The 15635-nt window shown below is 57.9% G+C and carries 16 protein-coding genes; 7 read left to right on the plus strand and 9 right to left on the minus strand.

The features are described from left to right. Positions 1–10: 10 nt before the first annotated feature. Positions 11–490, minus strand: coding sequence for a VOC family protein (locus AB7M29_RS16025; protein ID WP_217854575.1), 480 nt, complete (start codon positions 488–490; stop codon positions 11–13). Between the two features lie 236 nt (positions 491–726). On the opposite strand from AB7M29_RS16025, the gene AB7M29_RS16030 reads away from it, so the two are divergent. Both AB7M29_RS16030 and AB7M29_RS16035 read left to right on the plus strand, forming a co-directional pair. Then, entirely contained in the window at positions 727–1209 is a 483-nt protein-coding gene (locus AB7M29_RS16030; protein WP_052962988.1) for a cupin domain-containing protein, read from the plus strand. 381 nt (positions 1210–1590) lie between these two features. Then, positions 1591–1890, plus strand: coding sequence for a hypothetical protein (locus AB7M29_RS16035; RefSeq protein WP_454247269.1), 300 nt, complete (start codon positions 1591–1593; stop codon positions 1888–1890). A gap of 77 nt (positions 1891–1967) precedes the next feature. Here the strand turns inward: AB7M29_RS16035 and AB7M29_RS16040 are convergent, their stop codons facing one another. The 3 genes from AB7M29_RS16040 to AB7M29_RS16050 all read right to left on the minus strand — a co-directional run bounded on the left by AB7M29_RS16040 (position 1968) and on the right by AB7M29_RS16050 (position 4578). Next, a complete protein-coding gene (locus AB7M29_RS16040; protein WP_217854576.1) occupies positions 1968–3032 on the minus strand; it encodes an alpha/beta fold hydrolase in 1065 nt (354 codons plus the stop codon). Between the two features lie 232 nt (positions 3033–3264). Then, positions 3265–3783: an isochorismatase family protein gene (locus AB7M29_RS16045; protein WP_454247270.1), complete on the minus strand. Its 519-nt coding sequence runs from the start codon at positions 3781–3783 to the stop codon at positions 3265–3267. A gap of 234 nt (positions 3784–4017) precedes the next feature. Further along, on the minus strand, positions 4018–4578 hold the full coding sequence (locus tag AB7M29_RS16050) for a lipid-binding SYLF domain-containing protein (RefSeq protein ID WP_217854578.1): 561 nt from the start codon (positions 4576–4578) through the stop codon (positions 4018–4020). 315 nt (positions 4579–4893) lie between these two features. Between AB7M29_RS16050 and AB7M29_RS16055 the strand changes: the two genes are divergently transcribed. Continuing rightward, entirely contained in the window at positions 4894–5286 is a 393-nt protein-coding gene (locus AB7M29_RS16055) for a GFA family protein (protein WP_454247271.1), read from the plus strand. A 213-nt stretch (positions 5287–5499) separates the two neighbouring features. On the opposite strand, the gene AB7M29_RS16060 is transcribed toward AB7M29_RS16055, so the two are convergent. Then, complete coding sequence (locus AB7M29_RS16060; RefSeq protein ID WP_454247272.1) at positions 5500–6486, minus strand: DMT family transporter; 987 nt, start codon at positions 6484–6486, stop codon at positions 5500–5502. A 92-nt stretch (positions 6487–6578) separates the two neighbouring features. On the opposite strand from AB7M29_RS16060, the gene AB7M29_RS16065 reads away from it, so the two are divergent. Further along, positions 6579–7487, plus strand: a complete 909-nt coding sequence (locus AB7M29_RS16065) for a LysR substrate-binding domain-containing protein (protein ID WP_217854582.1) — start codon at positions 6579–6581, stop codon at positions 7485–7487. A 244-nt stretch (positions 7488–7731) separates the two neighbouring features. Here AB7M29_RS16065 and AB7M29_RS16070 read toward each other — a convergent pair whose 3' ends face one another. From AB7M29_RS16070 to AB7M29_RS16080, 3 genes are all read right to left on the minus strand, one after another. Continuing rightward, on the minus strand, positions 7732–8658 hold the full coding sequence (locus AB7M29_RS16070; protein ID WP_201060193.1) for a sugar ABC transporter substrate-binding protein: 927 nt from the start codon (positions 8656–8658) through the stop codon (positions 7732–7734). Positions 8659–8758: 100 nt separating this feature from the next. Continuing rightward, positions 8759–9547 (minus strand): TIM barrel protein, encoded by a 789-nt coding sequence (locus AB7M29_RS16075; RefSeq protein WP_217854584.1) that lies wholly within the window; start codon positions 9545–9547, stop codon positions 8759–8761. After that, entirely contained in the window at positions 9544–10566 is a 1023-nt protein-coding gene (locus AB7M29_RS16080; protein WP_454247273.1) for a Gfo/Idh/MocA family oxidoreductase, read from the minus strand. Before AB7M29_RS16080 ends, AB7M29_RS16075 begins: the two co-directional genes overlap by 4 nt. A 200-nt stretch (positions 10567–10766) precedes the next feature. Between AB7M29_RS16080 and AB7M29_RS16085 the strand changes: the two genes are divergently transcribed. Beyond that, positions 10767–12788, plus strand: coding sequence for a sigma-54 interaction domain-containing protein (locus AB7M29_RS16085; RefSeq protein WP_454248717.1), 2022 nt, complete (start codon positions 10767–10769; stop codon positions 12786–12788). 15 nt (positions 12789–12803) lie between these two features. Here the strand turns inward: AB7M29_RS16085 and AB7M29_RS16090 are convergent, their stop codons facing one another. Next, positions 12804–13853 (minus strand): LacI family DNA-binding transcriptional regulator, encoded by a 1050-nt coding sequence (locus tag AB7M29_RS16090; protein ID WP_454247274.1) that lies wholly within the window; start codon positions 13851–13853, stop codon positions 12804–12806. Between the two features lie 180 nt (positions 13854–14033). On the opposite strand from AB7M29_RS16090, the gene AB7M29_RS16095 reads away from it, so the two are divergent. Together AB7M29_RS16095 and AB7M29_RS16100 are read left to right on the plus strand one after the other, a co-directional pair. Beyond that, the gene (locus tag AB7M29_RS16095) at positions 14034–15146 is read left to right on the plus strand and encodes a fatty acid desaturase family protein (protein WP_454247275.1); all 1113 of its coding nucleotides are present in this window, start codon (positions 14034–14036) and stop codon (positions 15144–15146) included. Between the two features lie 163 nt (positions 15147–15309). Continuing rightward, positions 15310–15630 carry a MocE family 2Fe-2S type ferredoxin gene (locus tag AB7M29_RS16100; protein WP_454247276.1) on the plus strand — a complete coding sequence of 107 codons (321 nt, stop codon included), beginning with the start codon at positions 15310–15312 and terminating at the stop codon, positions 15628–15630. Positions 15631–15635: the final 5 nt, after the last annotated feature.

The raw sequence follows: 15635 nt of genomic DNA on the forward strand, positions 1-15635 counted from the left end.
GCACCGCTGGTTAACGCTTCAGAGCCGCTTCGATCGCCGCGATGTCGATCTTTTTCATCCCCATCATGGCGTCGAACGCGCGCTTGGCTGCCGCTCGATCAGGATCGGTTATCGCGGCGGTCAGAACGCGTGGTGTGATTTGCCACGACAGTCCCCACTTGTCCTTGCACCAGCCGCATGCACTTTCCTGGCCGCCGTTTCCGACAATCGCGTTCCACAAGCGGTCTGTTTCAGCTTGGTCGTCGGTGGCAACCTGGAACGAGAAAGCCTCGTTGTGCTTGAACGCCGAACCTCCGTTCAGCCCGAGACAAGGGATGCCCATCACCGTGAACTCGACCGTCAAGACATCGCCCTGTTTGCCCGCCGGATAGTCGCCAGGCGCGCGAAGGACAGCTCCCACAGTGCTGTCCGGGAACGTATCGGCGTAGAACTTCGCCGCGTCCAACGCGGTGCCGTCGTACCAGAGACAAATCGTGTTCTTGCTGATCATCTTGGTTCTCCAGAATTGGGACTGATGCATGCATTCTAGTAGCGTAGGCAGCCGGACAATTTTGGCAACTTGTGTACCTTGGGAGGGCGCGCACGCCGTAGATGGCCGGATGCGTACGTCGACGTCCCTAACGGCTGCGGCTTTAACAACAGGCCACCTTGCTTATGGCCCCAAGGTAGCTTTAATAAATGGTGATCTCCCTGAGCAACATTTGTTCCGTTCGAAAGGAGCAGAAAATGTACAAATTAAGAGTCTTTTTGGCGTCAAGCGCGTTCACACTCGCCGCATTCATGACGTTACCCGTGTCGAGCGCTGAGCAACCGATGGCGGGCCACATATCGGTTCTACCCTCCGATCTCAAATGGTCTGATGCGCCATCGGTCGCGCCTGGCGCCCAAATCGTAGTCATTGAAGGCGACCTGAAAACTGCAGATCCGTTTACCTTTCGGCTCAAGCTACCGGCCAACTCTAAAATAGGTGTCCATACTCACCCGGTAGTGGAACGTGTCACCGTAATTTCCGGCACTTTTCACCTGGGAGTCGGCGACAAATTTGACCCCGCCAAAACCAGGGCCTACACGCCGGGCGGTATCACGATCATGCCTGTTGGTATGCCGATGTATGTATTCACCCAAGAAGAAACTGTCGTGCAGATCCATGGGACCGGCCCGTGGGGTATCAATTTTCTCAATCCAGCGGATGACCCCAGGAAGAAGTGACCTTATCTACCTGAGATTCCGACCAACACGCAGGCGCATGGGGGAGCACACGCGCCAGCCCCTGCGACCAATCTGATTTATTCCCTGACTGCACGCATTGAATGAAATCAATGCTGGTTCTCTTGAGTTCGGTTGCAACCCGAAGCGACCGGAGCTCTTCGACCCAGACTGACTGTCGCTCCCGGAGCTTGGGGCGGTGAGGAGACGTTCCCGGGTGCCCGATGATGGCCGAAAACTGCCGAGCATCGAGAACAATCGCCATTGTCAGGGCCATCGCAAATCAGTCCGCCAAACGGAGCCAAGGGCCGGCGCAACTCCGTCTAATCTGAATAGTACGCGAGCACAAGCATGTCTCACGTCTCTTGCTGCAGGGGAAACGGGATGACCGGAACAACAGCGTGCCAATGCTCGTCATGGGTCCTACTCTCCCTGTTAGCCATCAACCTGGTGCTGACGGCGGGATGTTCCGGCAAAGCTGCCACGGCTCGCTATTCGGCCTCAAACATAGGCTCAAGCTGCTATGCAAAAGCGCTACCCACCGCCGGCGAGGGTGGCCTGGCTTGGGGCTCAACCTTGAACATGGCTCGCGAAAAATCCCTGACTAATTGCATACGCTATGCCGGCCGATCCGGTGGCACGCCGGATACTTGCCACGTGGTGTTGGCGGAGTGCAAAAATTAGAAAACGGCTCGTTAAATGGAACGAGCCGTTTTTGTGACGGTGCTTATCGGAGGAAGTGCACGGATGTCAGACCGGATTCAAAGGTGATCCGCATCAATTACAGCCTTGGCGAACGCCTGCGGATCTTCCTGCGGCAGGTTGTGGCCGATGCCGCCGTTGATCAGCCGGAACTCGTATTTGCCGGTGAAGCGCTTGGCGTAATCCTCGGGGGCAGGGTGCGGCGCGCCGTTGGCATCGCCTTCAAGGGTGATGGTCGGCACGCTAATGGAAGGCGCCGTAGCCAGTTTCTGCTCTAGCGCTTCATATTGACTCTCGCCTTGAACCAGCCCCAGGCGCCAGCGGTAGTTGAATACGGTGATGTCGACATGGTCGGGGTTCTCCAGAGCCTTGGCGCTGCGGTCGAAAGTGGCATCATCGAACACCCATTTCGGCGACGCCAGTTGCCATATCAACTTGGCGAAGTCGTGGGTGTTTTTCTCGTAGCCGGAGCGACCGCGGTCGGTGGCGAAGTAAAACTGATACCACCATTGCAACTCGGCCTTGGGTGGCAGCGGGTTCTTGCCGGCCGCTTGGTTGCCGATCAGATAGCCGCTGACAGAGACCAGCGCCTTAACCCGTTCTGGCCACAGCGCCGAGACGATGTCGGCCGATCGCGCGCCCCAGTCATAGCCACCGAGTACGGCCTGTTTGATCTTCAGCGCATCCATAAAGTCGATGACGTCACTTGCCAGCGCGGCCGGCTGACCATTGCGAACGGTTTTATCGGACAGAAAATGCGTATCACCGTAGCCACGCGCATACGGCATCAGCACTCGATAGCCCTTTGCTGCAAGCAATGGCGCGACCTCGTCATAGCTGTGAATGTCGTACGGCCAGCCGTGCAGAAGAATGACTACTGGTCCATCGGCCGGGCCTGTTTCGGCGTACGCCACGTTCAACAGTCCGGCGCTGACATGCTTCAGCGGGCCGAACGGGGAGGGTGCCGCATGAGTGGCGTCGGCGCTGATCGCGTCTGGCGGCACAGCTGCGGTCGTTTGTGCGTGGGCCGCACCGAGAGCGCTGAACAGGGTGAGCGCGAGGATCGATGAGCCGACCAGACGGCGGCGAGTTTTGCCGGTTTTGTTCTGCAGTGCCATCTTCATGGTGATGTCTCCGTTGCAAGCCGTTGGTCAGGGGTTCCGGGTGATCCCCTTCAAACCTGGCTTGCATTTGAACGCGGCGACGTATCTGGCCTGTGTCGAATCGCAGGCCAGGTGAAAACCCATGTATCAAGCTGCTAGCCAGACACACTGAGATACACAGCGGAGCAGCAGAATCAACGACGCCGACAAAAGGACAGATCGACCCAGTCTTGAGCCGATCTATCAATGCCGGTTAGAAGTGCCAATTATCAGCGTGAACGACACGACAGAATGGGCCCGCCAGGGTTGCATTGTGATGAGCGACGATATTTTCGGCCTTCAACGCAGGCGTGTCGGTGCAGGTATGCCCATCGGCGATCAGCACTGCATCGAACCCAAGATCCCGTGCAGCGCGGCAGGTGCTGTCGACACAATACTGGGTCTTCATGCCGGCAATAACCACGCCTTGAGATCCACAAGCTTTTAGCCGATCGGCCAGGTCAGTCATGGCGAAAGCGTTGGGTCGGCTTTTTTCGAAGATCACTTCGTCGCCTTGTAGCAGGAGTTCCTGCACCAGTTGTGTCAACGGGCTTCCAGGTTCGATAGGCGAGCCAGGCGGACCTACGTGGCGAGCAAGAAAAACTGGCGCGCCTGCTTTCCGGGCTTTGCTCAGCAGGCTATTCAAAGTGTTCAGCAACGCTTCGCCAGCCCATGGTTTATCCGGGCCATGAAACAATCCAACCTGCATATCGAGAATCAACAGTGCATACATAGTGCTTTTCCTTGCGTTTGGACCAGCGACACAAGGGCAAAAGAAAAGGCCCTATCCATCACTGGCGGGCCTTTTGAAGTTCGTGCGTTATTGGCTCACGACACCTCTCACGACCCGCCTCGGGCGGTCGTGGTAGTGGTGGTCGAGGCAATGCGTGGCTGATTCATAGAGTTGACATTATCTGCACGGTGACTGGTTGGCAAGAGGGCGCATCCATGCGCCAAACGACTAGTCTTAGCGCTTGATCAGGGAAATCTTGGTGCCTTCGATGCTGATCCCGGCCATTAACCCCTGCTGGTCGAAAATGAACGCGTAGGCATCGTCTTTCACTGTCGTGCTGGACAGATTCTTCGCCACCCCTTCGTCAACCATTACAACGGTGGGTCCTACGCCAATTTCCCAACCCTTGGTTTTACGGACATAGTCCACGGCTTTGTCGGTCATCAGGAAAACCGCATAGCCATACGACTGGGCGCCTGCTTGCAGCCCCCAGGACCCGGTTACGGAGTTGTAATAATTCTCTACTTTCTTGCCCTCCAACAACACACCTTCGCCATAGCTGCCGCCAAACACAAGGCCCGCCTTGATGATTTTCGGGAAGACAAGAATCGCTTTGGCTTTATGCGAAATGGATTCGGCAAATGGGGTGGACTTGTAGAGAGTTTGCAACGCTTGCCGAGAATCGACATCTAGATCCTCGGCAGTTGCCGCACCTGCAGTGTTCAAGAAGCTGGCTGATGCCAGTGAGGCTGTCGCAAGGACGATCGATAGGAAGAACCGCATTGACTGAGTCATTTTAGTACTCCAATACGGGAGCATTGGATGTGAGCAGCAGTCAGCACCTGCCTTCGGCAGAAATCCGAGCCTGCTGAAATTATCCCGCGCACCCTTAAGTGTGTGAATTACTGGCTTCGCCCTTGAATGTAGCAGGCCAGAGGCCTTTGAACATTGGCGACGTCATCACCTGCTTTGACCTCTGTGTATCAGCCGGGTTCGTCGTCAGAAACTGCGACGGCTGAAAGTAGATACTGTTAGTTCTGTGTAATGTTGAAATGCTAAAGCGTCACGCAATGGCGCCATCGTGCCACTTGATTTCAGAGGAGAGGCAGCATGGACCGATTCACCGGCGGTTGTCTGTGCGGCAACGTCCGAATTGAGGCGTCGGGGCTCCCATACCGGGTCGGCCTTTGTCATTGTCTTGACTGCCGCAAGCATCATGGGGCTCTTTTTCACGCCTCGGCAGTGTTCCCTCAGGATGCGGTGACGATCGATGGGGAAACACGCGACTACGCCGGACGGTTTTTTTGTCCCCGCTGCGGCTCGTCCGTTTTCGCCCGCACCGGCGACGAAATCGAAGTGAACCTCGGATCCCTGGATGCCCCTGACCAACTGATGCCAACCTACGAAAGCTGGATTGTCCGTCGCGAATCCTGGTTGCCGCCGTTTCCGCTCATGCGACGATACGAGCGCGATCGTGACGCTACGGGTCGCTTTGAGGAGTAGGTCACATGAACACCATTGGCGTTCAACGCGCCAAACGCATACTCGATTTCGAGCTGAAGAGGGGCACTTCGGTCGTGGGGGCCATTCTGGAACTGTCGCGCGGTCGCGGTGGAACATCAGAATGAAACCTGGCCTCCCCGTGACACCAAAACGGTCAGCTAAATCCAATATGGTTATCTTCTTCAGGCCGCTTCCAGTACCGGATAGTGACTGTCAGGAGCAAACGGAGCCGATTTTTCTTATCGTGCTGGGTGGGTTATCGATTGAAATCAGGATGATACGAACAGCCATAACCACACCTACGAGAACGGCAGCAAGACCTGACGCTTCTAGAGGTGTTGGCAGCCGGCTGTGAAACAACAAGCCAAGTAGGGTGGCGAACAGCGATTCAAGGGAGATCAGTTGCCCAGAAAGCACCATGGGAAGGCGACGGGATGCTGCGTTCCACGCCCAGGCCCCGACGAGTGAGGACATTACCGCAATAACAAGGCCCCAGACGTACAGATGTCCTGCAAGGGAAATACGGAAACCAAGCGTTGGCAGCTTGAGAAGATCCAGCACCTGCACAACCGGTAACAAGCACAAGGTGCCCATTCCGGCGCCTGCCATCATAAGGCCGGTCCAGATACCTGATGCATTGGCCGGGAGTTTCCCCAAGGCACCCTGATTCAGCCAGCTGAATGTGAGCCACAAGACAACGGCGCTGATTGAAAAAACCAACCCTATCAGCCACGAACCGTCGCCTGTTACGGGTTGATTGATACTGCTGATGTTCGACAGCAAAAGCCCACCCGTCAAAAACGTCAGCGGTATCGTCAGTCTGCGCCATGGAAGCGTTTTTTTCGCAGCGTTGCTGAGCAGTGCCAACAAGACTGGCACCATGCCAATAAACGCTGGAGTCAGCACGGGCCCGCCAAAAATGACACCGGCGGCAATACAGGTGCTGTAGCCGAGGTATCCGATCACCCCCAGACTTGCGGCGAGAAACTGCTGATCGCGACGCAGGAACCGCAGCTGGGCGCGACAGAGCACCATGACACTCAGGCCCAGCGCACCGGCGATCAGAAACCTGATGACCATCAAGTCGTAGATGCTGTAGGCGCCAGTGACGTAGGGCGCTACGAAATTCAGAGCCCAGCTCAGGGTCGCGACCACGGCAAGGGTCACTCCGGCGATGATGTTTGAGTGAGCAATGGTCATCAGGCGTATCCACGAGGTATTCAACTCATGTTGCACAGCGTCAGGGGTATGCTACAAACGAGTTCTCGGTCCTGGATGCATAACGTCTGATTATGAATACGCTTGGGAAGTCATTGCCGCCGCTTGCCAGTTTGCTGCCCTTCGAAGCGGCTGCTCGACTGGAAAGCTTTTCAAAGGCCGCCGATGAATTGCACATCACGCAAGCGGCGATAAGCCGCCAGATCCGCGGGCTTGAAGATAATCTGGGACTGAAGCTTTTTTGCCGGCGCAACCGCGCAGTCTTCCTGACGCAGGAGGGGCGTGAGCTAGGGCGCGTGGTGAGCACCGCATTGCAAAGTATCAGCGACAGTGCCGTCACTCTTCGTCAATCACCTCGCAAAAACCGTGTCGTTTTACTGTGTCAGTTGTGCGAAGCGTTCTATTGGTTAATGCCGCGCCTTTCGACGTTCCACCAGCAACACCCGGAAATCGAGATCCAGGTCGCGACATCCACCCGACCATTGACTGAATTCAATGACCATTTTGACGTGGCCTTACAAAGTACCGGACGCCCCAGTGGCTTGCATGTTCTGGCGTTCACTGCCGCAGATGAGGTGTTTCCAGTGTGCAGCCCCCATTACCTGGCTGTCCGGCAATCACTGGAAATCAGCGATCTTCGCCTCCACACGCTTTTACACCATCGCGCCACGCCGCCTCACTTGATGGAATGGGATAGCTGGCTGCAGGTGTTTGGGCAGACATTGGACGGTTATCCTCAGGGCTCCGTGTTTGATAGTTACCCCCTAATGCTTCAGGCCGCCGTCGAAGGACATGGAATTGCAATGGGGTGGCGCCGAACCGCCGAGAGGCTTATTGATAGCGGTGCGCTGGTGAGACCTTGCGCAGAAAGTGTTCCTTTACCTGATGCGATATCGGTTTTTAGACAACATGATGGGGAAGATCGGATCGAGGTGCGTGCGCTGATTGAGTGGCTTGCAGAGGAATTACGTAGTGAAAGCTGACTGCTCAATTCCCCTGTTTATGACGGGAGCGAAAGTCGCGCTCCTACGCAAATTTCAGGTCTGCTGACTAGCCAAACGCTGGCAGTTTTTACTAGCAACGCAGACTTCAAAACAGTGCATACGTTTTCACCCAGTCTGGGCCGATTGCTGCCCGTCACCAAGGGCAGCAATCAAACGGCTTGAACGTCTGTGTCGCGACATCACTCAATGAACAAAATCGACCAACCGCGCTACCGGTTTGACGCTATTTGTAATGTTGCTCAAACACCGCTACCTGCTCCGGCGTGATCAGTTGAAAGGGCACCCAGACATCCGTCTCGACCGGTTCCCCTTTGATCATTTTGATAGCCGCTTGCAGCGCGCTGGTCGCTTGCGCTTTGGGGTCTTGAAAGACGGAGGCTACGAGCATTCCGCGCTTGATGGCCGCGAGGCCGTCAGGCAGGCCGTCGATGCCGACAATTGCAATCTCGCCCTTGGCTTTGCCTGCTTGCTGCAGTGCCATGGCGGCGCCGATGGCCATCTCGTCGTTGTTGGCAACGATGGCATCGAAGCCGGTGCCGGCCAGCAGCCAGTTGCTGGTCAGGTCCATCCCTTTATTGCGCTGCCACTCGGCACTTTGCTGTTCGACGATCTTGATCCCGGGATAGTCCTTGAGCACCTGTTTGACGCCTTCGGTGCGGTCGTGCGTGGAGTTTTGCGCGAGGTCGCCCATGATGATCGCGATGTTGCCTTTGCCCGCCATTTTGTCAGCCAGGTAGCGCATTTGCAGTTGCCCGGCCTCAACGTCGTTGGACGCCACCGTGACCACGCCTTTGGGCAGGACGCGTTCGTCCGGATGGCGGTTGACGTAGACCAGCGGTATTTTCGCTTCGACGGCGGCGCGAGTCATGTTGGCGGTGGCGGCAGTGTCCACGGGCAGGACGATGACGGCATCCACTTTCTGGCCGAGAAAGCCCTGAATCTGATTGAGCTGGCGAACCACATCGCCCTGGGCATCCTCGAACTGGATCTGGACGTTCTCCTTCTTGGCGGCATCTTCCAGGCCGCTGCGCACATAGGTCATGAAGTTGTCGTCAACCCTGGCAATGCTGACGCCGATGCGATAGCTGGCGGCGGCCCATTGGCTGAAGAGGAATAGCAGCGTGGCAAATAGAAGAGTGCAGCGACGCATGATGGTTTTTCCTTTTTTGTTATGAGTTGAAATTCATCAAGATCAAACGTGAGGGTTTCTGGCGCTCTCTGAATCAAACCCGCCGAGAGCGCCAGCGTCCTCAATCTAGCGTGAAGGCTTGCCGAAAGCGTTCAAGTGCCGCTTCGCTGTCGCCGCTGGCCCAGCCCTCGAGCCCGACGACACCGGTGTATCCCATGCGGAACAAGGCTTTGGCAATGGCCGGATAATGGATTTCACCGGTGCCGGGTTCCATGCGGCCGGGGACATCGGCGACCTGAATTTCCCCGATGGCGCTGCCGGCGCGCTGGATCAGTTCGATCAGGTTTCCTTCGCCGATCTGGGCATGGTAAAGGTCCAGGTTCATCTTCAAATGAGGGCTGCCCACGGCCTCGATCAGCGCCAGAGTATCGTCGGCGCGAGCGAAGGGAGTGCCGGGGTGGTCAACCTCGGTATTGAGGTTTTCCAGCAAGAATACCCGACCAGCGTCTTCGCCCAGGCGAGCGATTTTTTCCAGGGTCTTGCAGGCGCTCAGCCACATGCGTCCGGTGGTGTGGGCCACGGGTTTGACCGGCATGCCTTTGTCGCCCAAACCGGTACCATGCAGATTGAGACTCGGGCAATTCAGTTGTGCGGCGACGGCCAGCGATTCTCGTGCGCTGTCGAGCAGGTGCTGGATGTCTTCGGGGTCGGTCAGGTTGCCCGAGATGTAGCCGGTCATGGAGGTGAAGTCAGCGCCCGTGGCGACAAGGGCCGCAATGTCTTTCTTGGTCCAGTCCCAGAGTTCGGCGCTGAAACCCAGCGAGTGAATGCGTTTGACGCGCTCTGTGAATGGCAGATCGAGGAAGACCATCTCGGCACTGATCGCCAGTTTGAACGGTGTGAAACTCATGAATGGGCTCCTTGCACGCGCACAGGTTTGCCCTGTTGGAAGGACTCGATACACGCGCGGGCAATGGCCAGTGCCGCCCGGGCATCTTCGCCGCTGGCGAGTGGTTTTTCGCCGGTGCGCAGGCAATCGACAAAGTGATTGAGCTCGGCCACGTAGGCATCACGCAGCAGGTCGGTGTCCAGGCGCTGGGTATCGGCCTGGATGCCATTGGCCAGATAGCGCACAAGGTCAGAATCATTGAGGCTGCCCATGGTCAGCATGCCAGCGCTGCCGAAGACTTCCCCTCGAACATCGTAGCCATACACGGCCTGGAAATTGGCCTCGGCCGTCGCGATGGCGCCGTTGTCGAAACGGATAGTGACCACGGCGGTGTCGAGGAAGCCCTTGGCCTTGTAGTCCGGTGCAATCAGGGCATCGGCCATGACAAAAACCTCAACCGCTTCGGCACCGGGATTGAGGTAGCGCAGGGTATCGAAGTCATGGATCAGGGTTTCGAGGAAAATCACCCACTGCGGCGAGGCAGCCGGATTATTCAACGCTGGGTCGCGGGTCAGCGAGCGCAGCAGTTGCGGGGTACCGATGCGACCGGCGACCACGTCCAGATGGGCAGCCCGGAAGCTTTTGGCAAAGCGGCGGTTGAAGCCGACCTGCAGCGGCACGCGCGCATCGGCGGCTGCGGCGATGGCGCGGTCCGCCTCGTCGAGGGTGATGGCCATGGGTTTTTCACAAAACACGCCTTTGCCGGCGCGGGCCGCACTGATCACCAGTTCGGCATGGCTGCGGGCGGGGGCGGCAATCAAGACAGCGTCGATTTCCGGGTCATCGAGCAGTTGCTGTGGATCGGTATAGACCCGTTGCACACCCAACTCTGCGGCCAGGCGCGCGGCTTGACCGGGGGTAGGGTCGGCGATGGCGGCCAGGCAGGCGCCGGGAATGTGTCTGGCGGCAGTCAGGCCGTGAAAGCTGCCCATGCGGCCAGCACCGATGAGACCCAGGCGGATGATCTTGGACGTACTCATGAAATGACTCCCTTTTATTGTTGTTCAATGACTCGCAGCAGGAATGTTCTCGCTGGCGTCAATCAAGAGAGCAAGGGCTGTGCCAATGTATAAGTACCTGATATTTAAGGGTTTAATTAATATTTATTGAAAGATGTGTTCATTCGCATGACATGTCTACACTGACATGTCTAAAACGTGAACATAGAAGCGAATCGATGATGGTGAACCCACAGCTAACAGCCTTCAGCGCGCAAGACCTCGATTACATCACCGCGCTCGGGCCTGCGTCGTTGAACGAAGGACCGATCGCCGAGCTGGATCAGGCTTGGCTGGCTTGCCTGAAAGGGCGCATCGATCGACCTGCCGGGGTCAGGCAGGTTATCTGGGACTCCTGGCTGCGCAGCGTCAGTGCCGGCCTCGATCCTGAGGATGGTGAATACCGGTTTGTCGCCCCCACCGTTCTGGCTGCAACGCTGGCGGCCAATCGTGCCTTGATCGCCGCGGCGGCGGAGGTCATGAAGGGATTGCTGGCTTACAACCCCAGGGGCCATATCAATCTGACCGATGCTGCAGGCACGACCCTGTATTTCTGTGGCCTGGACCTCACGCCTGTGGGCAGTCGGCTGCTGGAGTCGGTGCAGGGCACCAACTGCACCGGGCTGGCGATTGCCGAGGATCGATTGGTGTATGTGCTGGCCGAGGAAAACTTCGGGATCGGACTGCGTCGCCGGCGCATGCATTGTGCTGCCGCGCCGATCAGGGATGCGCAGGGCAGGACGCTGGCCATGCTGACCTTGACCGCCGAGCCGGGGTGGTTTCATTTCCATACGCTGGGCACCGTCCAGGCAGCGGCCGAAGCGGTCTCGCGGCAGATGGCGCTTCAAGCTCTGCTGGAAGAACAGCAAACCGTCCTCGAAGTGCTCAACGAGGGTCTTGTGGTGCTGGATGAGCGGGGCTGCATCAAGGCGCTCAACCGTTATGCCCGGCAATTATTCCGCGTCGGCCGGGACCTGTTGGGCAGCCCGTTCCAGCGTCTGGGCCAGAGCGAGCTGACCGATGAGATTCTGCTGCGTGGCGGGGAAGGGCAGCAGTATGAAGGGATAAGAGATCTGGATTGCACCTTTGAGCTGCATGATCGCAGCCTCTTGGCGTGTCTGGTGTCGGTGTGCCCACTGGAGCAGGGTGGGCGCATTGTTTCGTTGCGCGAGAACAGGCGCATCCGGGAAATTACCCGGCGGATTATCGGCACTCAAGCCAGCTACACCTTCGAGACCATTCAAGGCAATTCGCGAGCCATACAAGACGCGTTGCACCTGGGACGGATTGCCAGTCGCAGTGACTCGACCACGCTGATCCTCGGTGAGAGCGGTACCGGCAAGGAGTTGTTTGCCCAGGCGATCCATAACGCCAGCGACCGTTGCAGCGGTCCGTTTGTGGCCGTCAATTGCGGGGCCATTCCGCGAGATCTGGTGCAGAGCGAACTGTTTGGTCATGTCGAGGGCGCCTTCACCGGATCGGCCCGTGGAGGCTCTGCCGGGAAGTTCGAATTGGCCGATGGCGGAACGATCTTCCTCGACGAAATCGGTGACATGTCTTTCGATGCCCAGGTCAGCCTGCTGCGCGTCTTGCAGGAAGGTGAGGTGACTCGCGTGGGCGCGAAAAAATCCCAGCAAGTGGATGTACGCATCATCGCCGCCACCCACCGCAACCTGAGCCAGGCGGTTGCCGATGGCGCCTTCCGTGAGGATCTTTACTACCGGCTCAATGTGCTGAACCTGACAGTTCCGCCTCTGCGGATGCGCCGGGAAGATGTTCCATTGCTGGCGCGACATTTTCTCAATCGTTGTACCCGGTCGTTGCGCAAATCGGTGCAGGGCATCTCGCCAGAGGCGTTGGATATTCTTTCGGCCTATAGCTGGCCGGGTAATGTGCGTGAATTGGAAAACACCATCGAGCGCGCGACCAATCTGGCGGTGACCGAACTGATCCAGCCAGCTGATCTACCGCTTGAAATCAAGCAAAAGCTGCGTCAGCCGGCGCCGGGAAGTGTGCCCGAACCCCTGGCTGCCCTGGACCTTGGCACCCATGAAATGAATGCGATCATCGCGGCCCTCAGGGATACCCGCGGGAACATCCGCCTGGCCGCGCGGCAGCTAAATGTTTCTCGTGGCGGGTTGTACAACAAGATGAATCGATTCGGGCTGAGTGCCGATGCTTTTCGTTCGGAACCCAACCTCTGATGGGGGCTCACACCGTCAGTGTCGGGCGTTCTCTGAGGTGATGATCTGCAATGGAACATGGATTCGATGCCGTATCGGATCGAAGTCCGGCGTGGTCTGCAGCTCGACCAGCAAATCGACCAGCGCGGTTGCCAGTAATCGCGGCTGGGAGTCGATCACCAGGCTGATCAATCCCTGATCCAGCGCTTGTCGCGACAGCTCGGTCGACTCCTGCAGAATGCAGCACAGCGATGGCTGCTTCGGCAGTTGCGACAGGGCATTGATGACCCCGTCGCCGCCACCGCCGACCACGCACAAACCGCGCAAGTCGTCATGCCGCGCCAGCAGGTCCAGCGTCGCCTCTTCGGTGATGTCGCAATTGTCCAGATTGATCACTGCTTCCAGCAGCCGCAACCCTGGGGCGCGCTCCGCCAGGTAGCTGCGCAGCCCCTCGACCCGCGCCTGATGGCCAAGAAATCGGTGGCCGCCGAGTAACACTCCGACACTGCCTGTGCGGGCGCCACACGTGTGAGCCATCAGCCAACCCATGGTACGTCCGACCTCGTGATTATCCTGGCCGACGTAAGGCTCATCCGCCGTCTCATGGATGTCGGACAGCAGCGCGATCACCGGCACGCCGGCCTCTCTGATCTGCGCGATGGCGGCATTGATCTGCGGATGCGCGAAGCTGACCACTGCCAGACCATCGCACTGCACCGCCAGTTGTTCGATCTGGGCAATGATCGCGCTGGGCGTGCGATCGAAGACGTACTCGAATTGAATGCTCAGGTTGGCACCAGCCTGACGCTGCGCCGCTTCGGTGATGGCGGTGGCCACGTTGCCATAAAACGCCTGGGCGGTGCCGAGCAAGAGGATGCCGAAACGGTAGGTGGGACGACGTTCGCGGATCCGCTGGCCGATCAGCCTGGCGGCGAAATAACCGACCGCTTCGGCGGCCTGGAATACCTGCTCGGCGGTGTCCGGGTTGACCGGAGCCCTGGCGTTGAGCACCCGGTCTACGGTAGCGACACTCAAGCCAGCGTGTTCGGCAACGGTGGCGATGGTTGGGCGTTTAGTGTTGTTCATGGTAGGTCCCGCAAACGCTTTGATAGAAAACTATCAAGCTTCAATGGGCCTGGATGATAGCTTGATAGGGAATGTATTCAAGGGCTTGAGGGTGATTTCTGCGCTCTCTATATTTTCCCCAGCGATGTGATCCCGCGTCGAAAAGTGCCTAAAACAATCAAGCTTGCGGAGAACAATAAAATGCCTGAACAAAACGCAGCCTTTGAAAACCCCGGTAAACCCATGCCTCGGGATTATCGATTGACCGGCCCCGAAGCCGCCCGAGCGGCGCAAAAAGGCCTGGTATCGGCAAGCTGGTACCAATCCCCCATTTCTCGTAAACGCATGAAGGAATTGATGCAGCGCCGCGATGGCCCGGCCTTGCTTGATACCGCGATCTGGCTGTCGGCGATGGTTGTGACCGGGTTCGGCGGTTACTGGTTCTGGGGCTCCTGGGCCTGCGTTCCGTTCTTCTTCGTCTACGGGATGCTCTACGGCACGGCGTCCAATGCCCGTTGGCACGAAGCGGGTCACGGCACAGCGTTCAAGACCCGCTGGATGAATGATGCGGTCTACCAGCTGTCGAGCTTCATGTTCATGTTCGAACCCCAAGTCTGGCGCTGGAGCCATGCACGGCACCACACCGACACCGTCATCGTCGGCCGCGATCCGGAGATCGTCGAACCACGTCCGCCAAGCCTGATCAATATGGTGCTGAGTCTGTTCAGAATGCCTTATGCGTTGAACACGATGTGGTCAGTCTGCAAGCATGCGGTAGGGCGGATGGGTGAAGAAGAACAGACGTTCATCCCCGAATCCGAGTGGCCCAAGGTGGTGAGGGATGCACGCGTCTGGCTGGCGATTTATGCGCTTACCGTGGGCACTGCGCTGTACATGCAGAGCTGGTTGCCGCTGATGTTTATTGGTCTGCCGACGCTCTATGGCGGTTGGCTGTCCTACCTGTTCGGCCTGTCGCAGCATGTCGGCCTGGCTGAGGATGTACTCGATCACCGCAGCAACTGCCGCACGATTTATATGGGCCCGGTGCTGCGCTTTATGTACCTCAACATGAACTATCACCTTGAGCACCACATGTATCCGATGGTGCCTTTTCACGCGCTGGCGCAGCTTCACGAGGAGATTCGCAACGACTGTCCGCCGCCTTACACCAGTCTGTTCGAGGCCTTCAAGGAGATCCTCCCGACCATTTGGAGGCAGCGCAAAGACCCGACTTATTTCGTCTCTCGTCCTTTGCCACAAAGCACCAAACCCGCCGCAACCGTCCGGGCACAACCTGAAGCAATGCCGGGCTGACATCCAATAGGCACAACCCCTGTGGGAGCGGGCTTGCTCGCGAAGACGGCGTCACAGTCAACATCGATGTCGCCTGATACACCGCTTTCGTCGGAACGCCGCCCGGAGCAAGCCCGCTCCCACATGACACCTTCCTGCCTGTACCACTACAAGAGAAAACGCCATGACCGATCAATGGATCGATGTATGTGCCGTGGACGATATCGACGATGAAGATGTCATTCGTTTCGACCATGGCCAGCACACCTATGCCGTCTACCGCTCCGCCGACAGCGAGTTTTTCGCCACCGCGGGCTTGTGTACCCATGAGTCCATCCACCTGGCCGATGGCCTGGTGATGGAGCATGTCATCGAGTGCCCCAAGCACAACGGACGTTTCGACTACCGCTCCGGCAAAGCCCTTGGCGCACCGGTGTGCGTCAATCTCAAGACCTATAAAGTCCGGGTCGAGGCGGGACGTGTTCTGCTCGCCATCACGGTTTAACTGCG

It is taken from the genome of Pseudomonas sp. F-14 TE3623 (assembly GCF_053629015.1).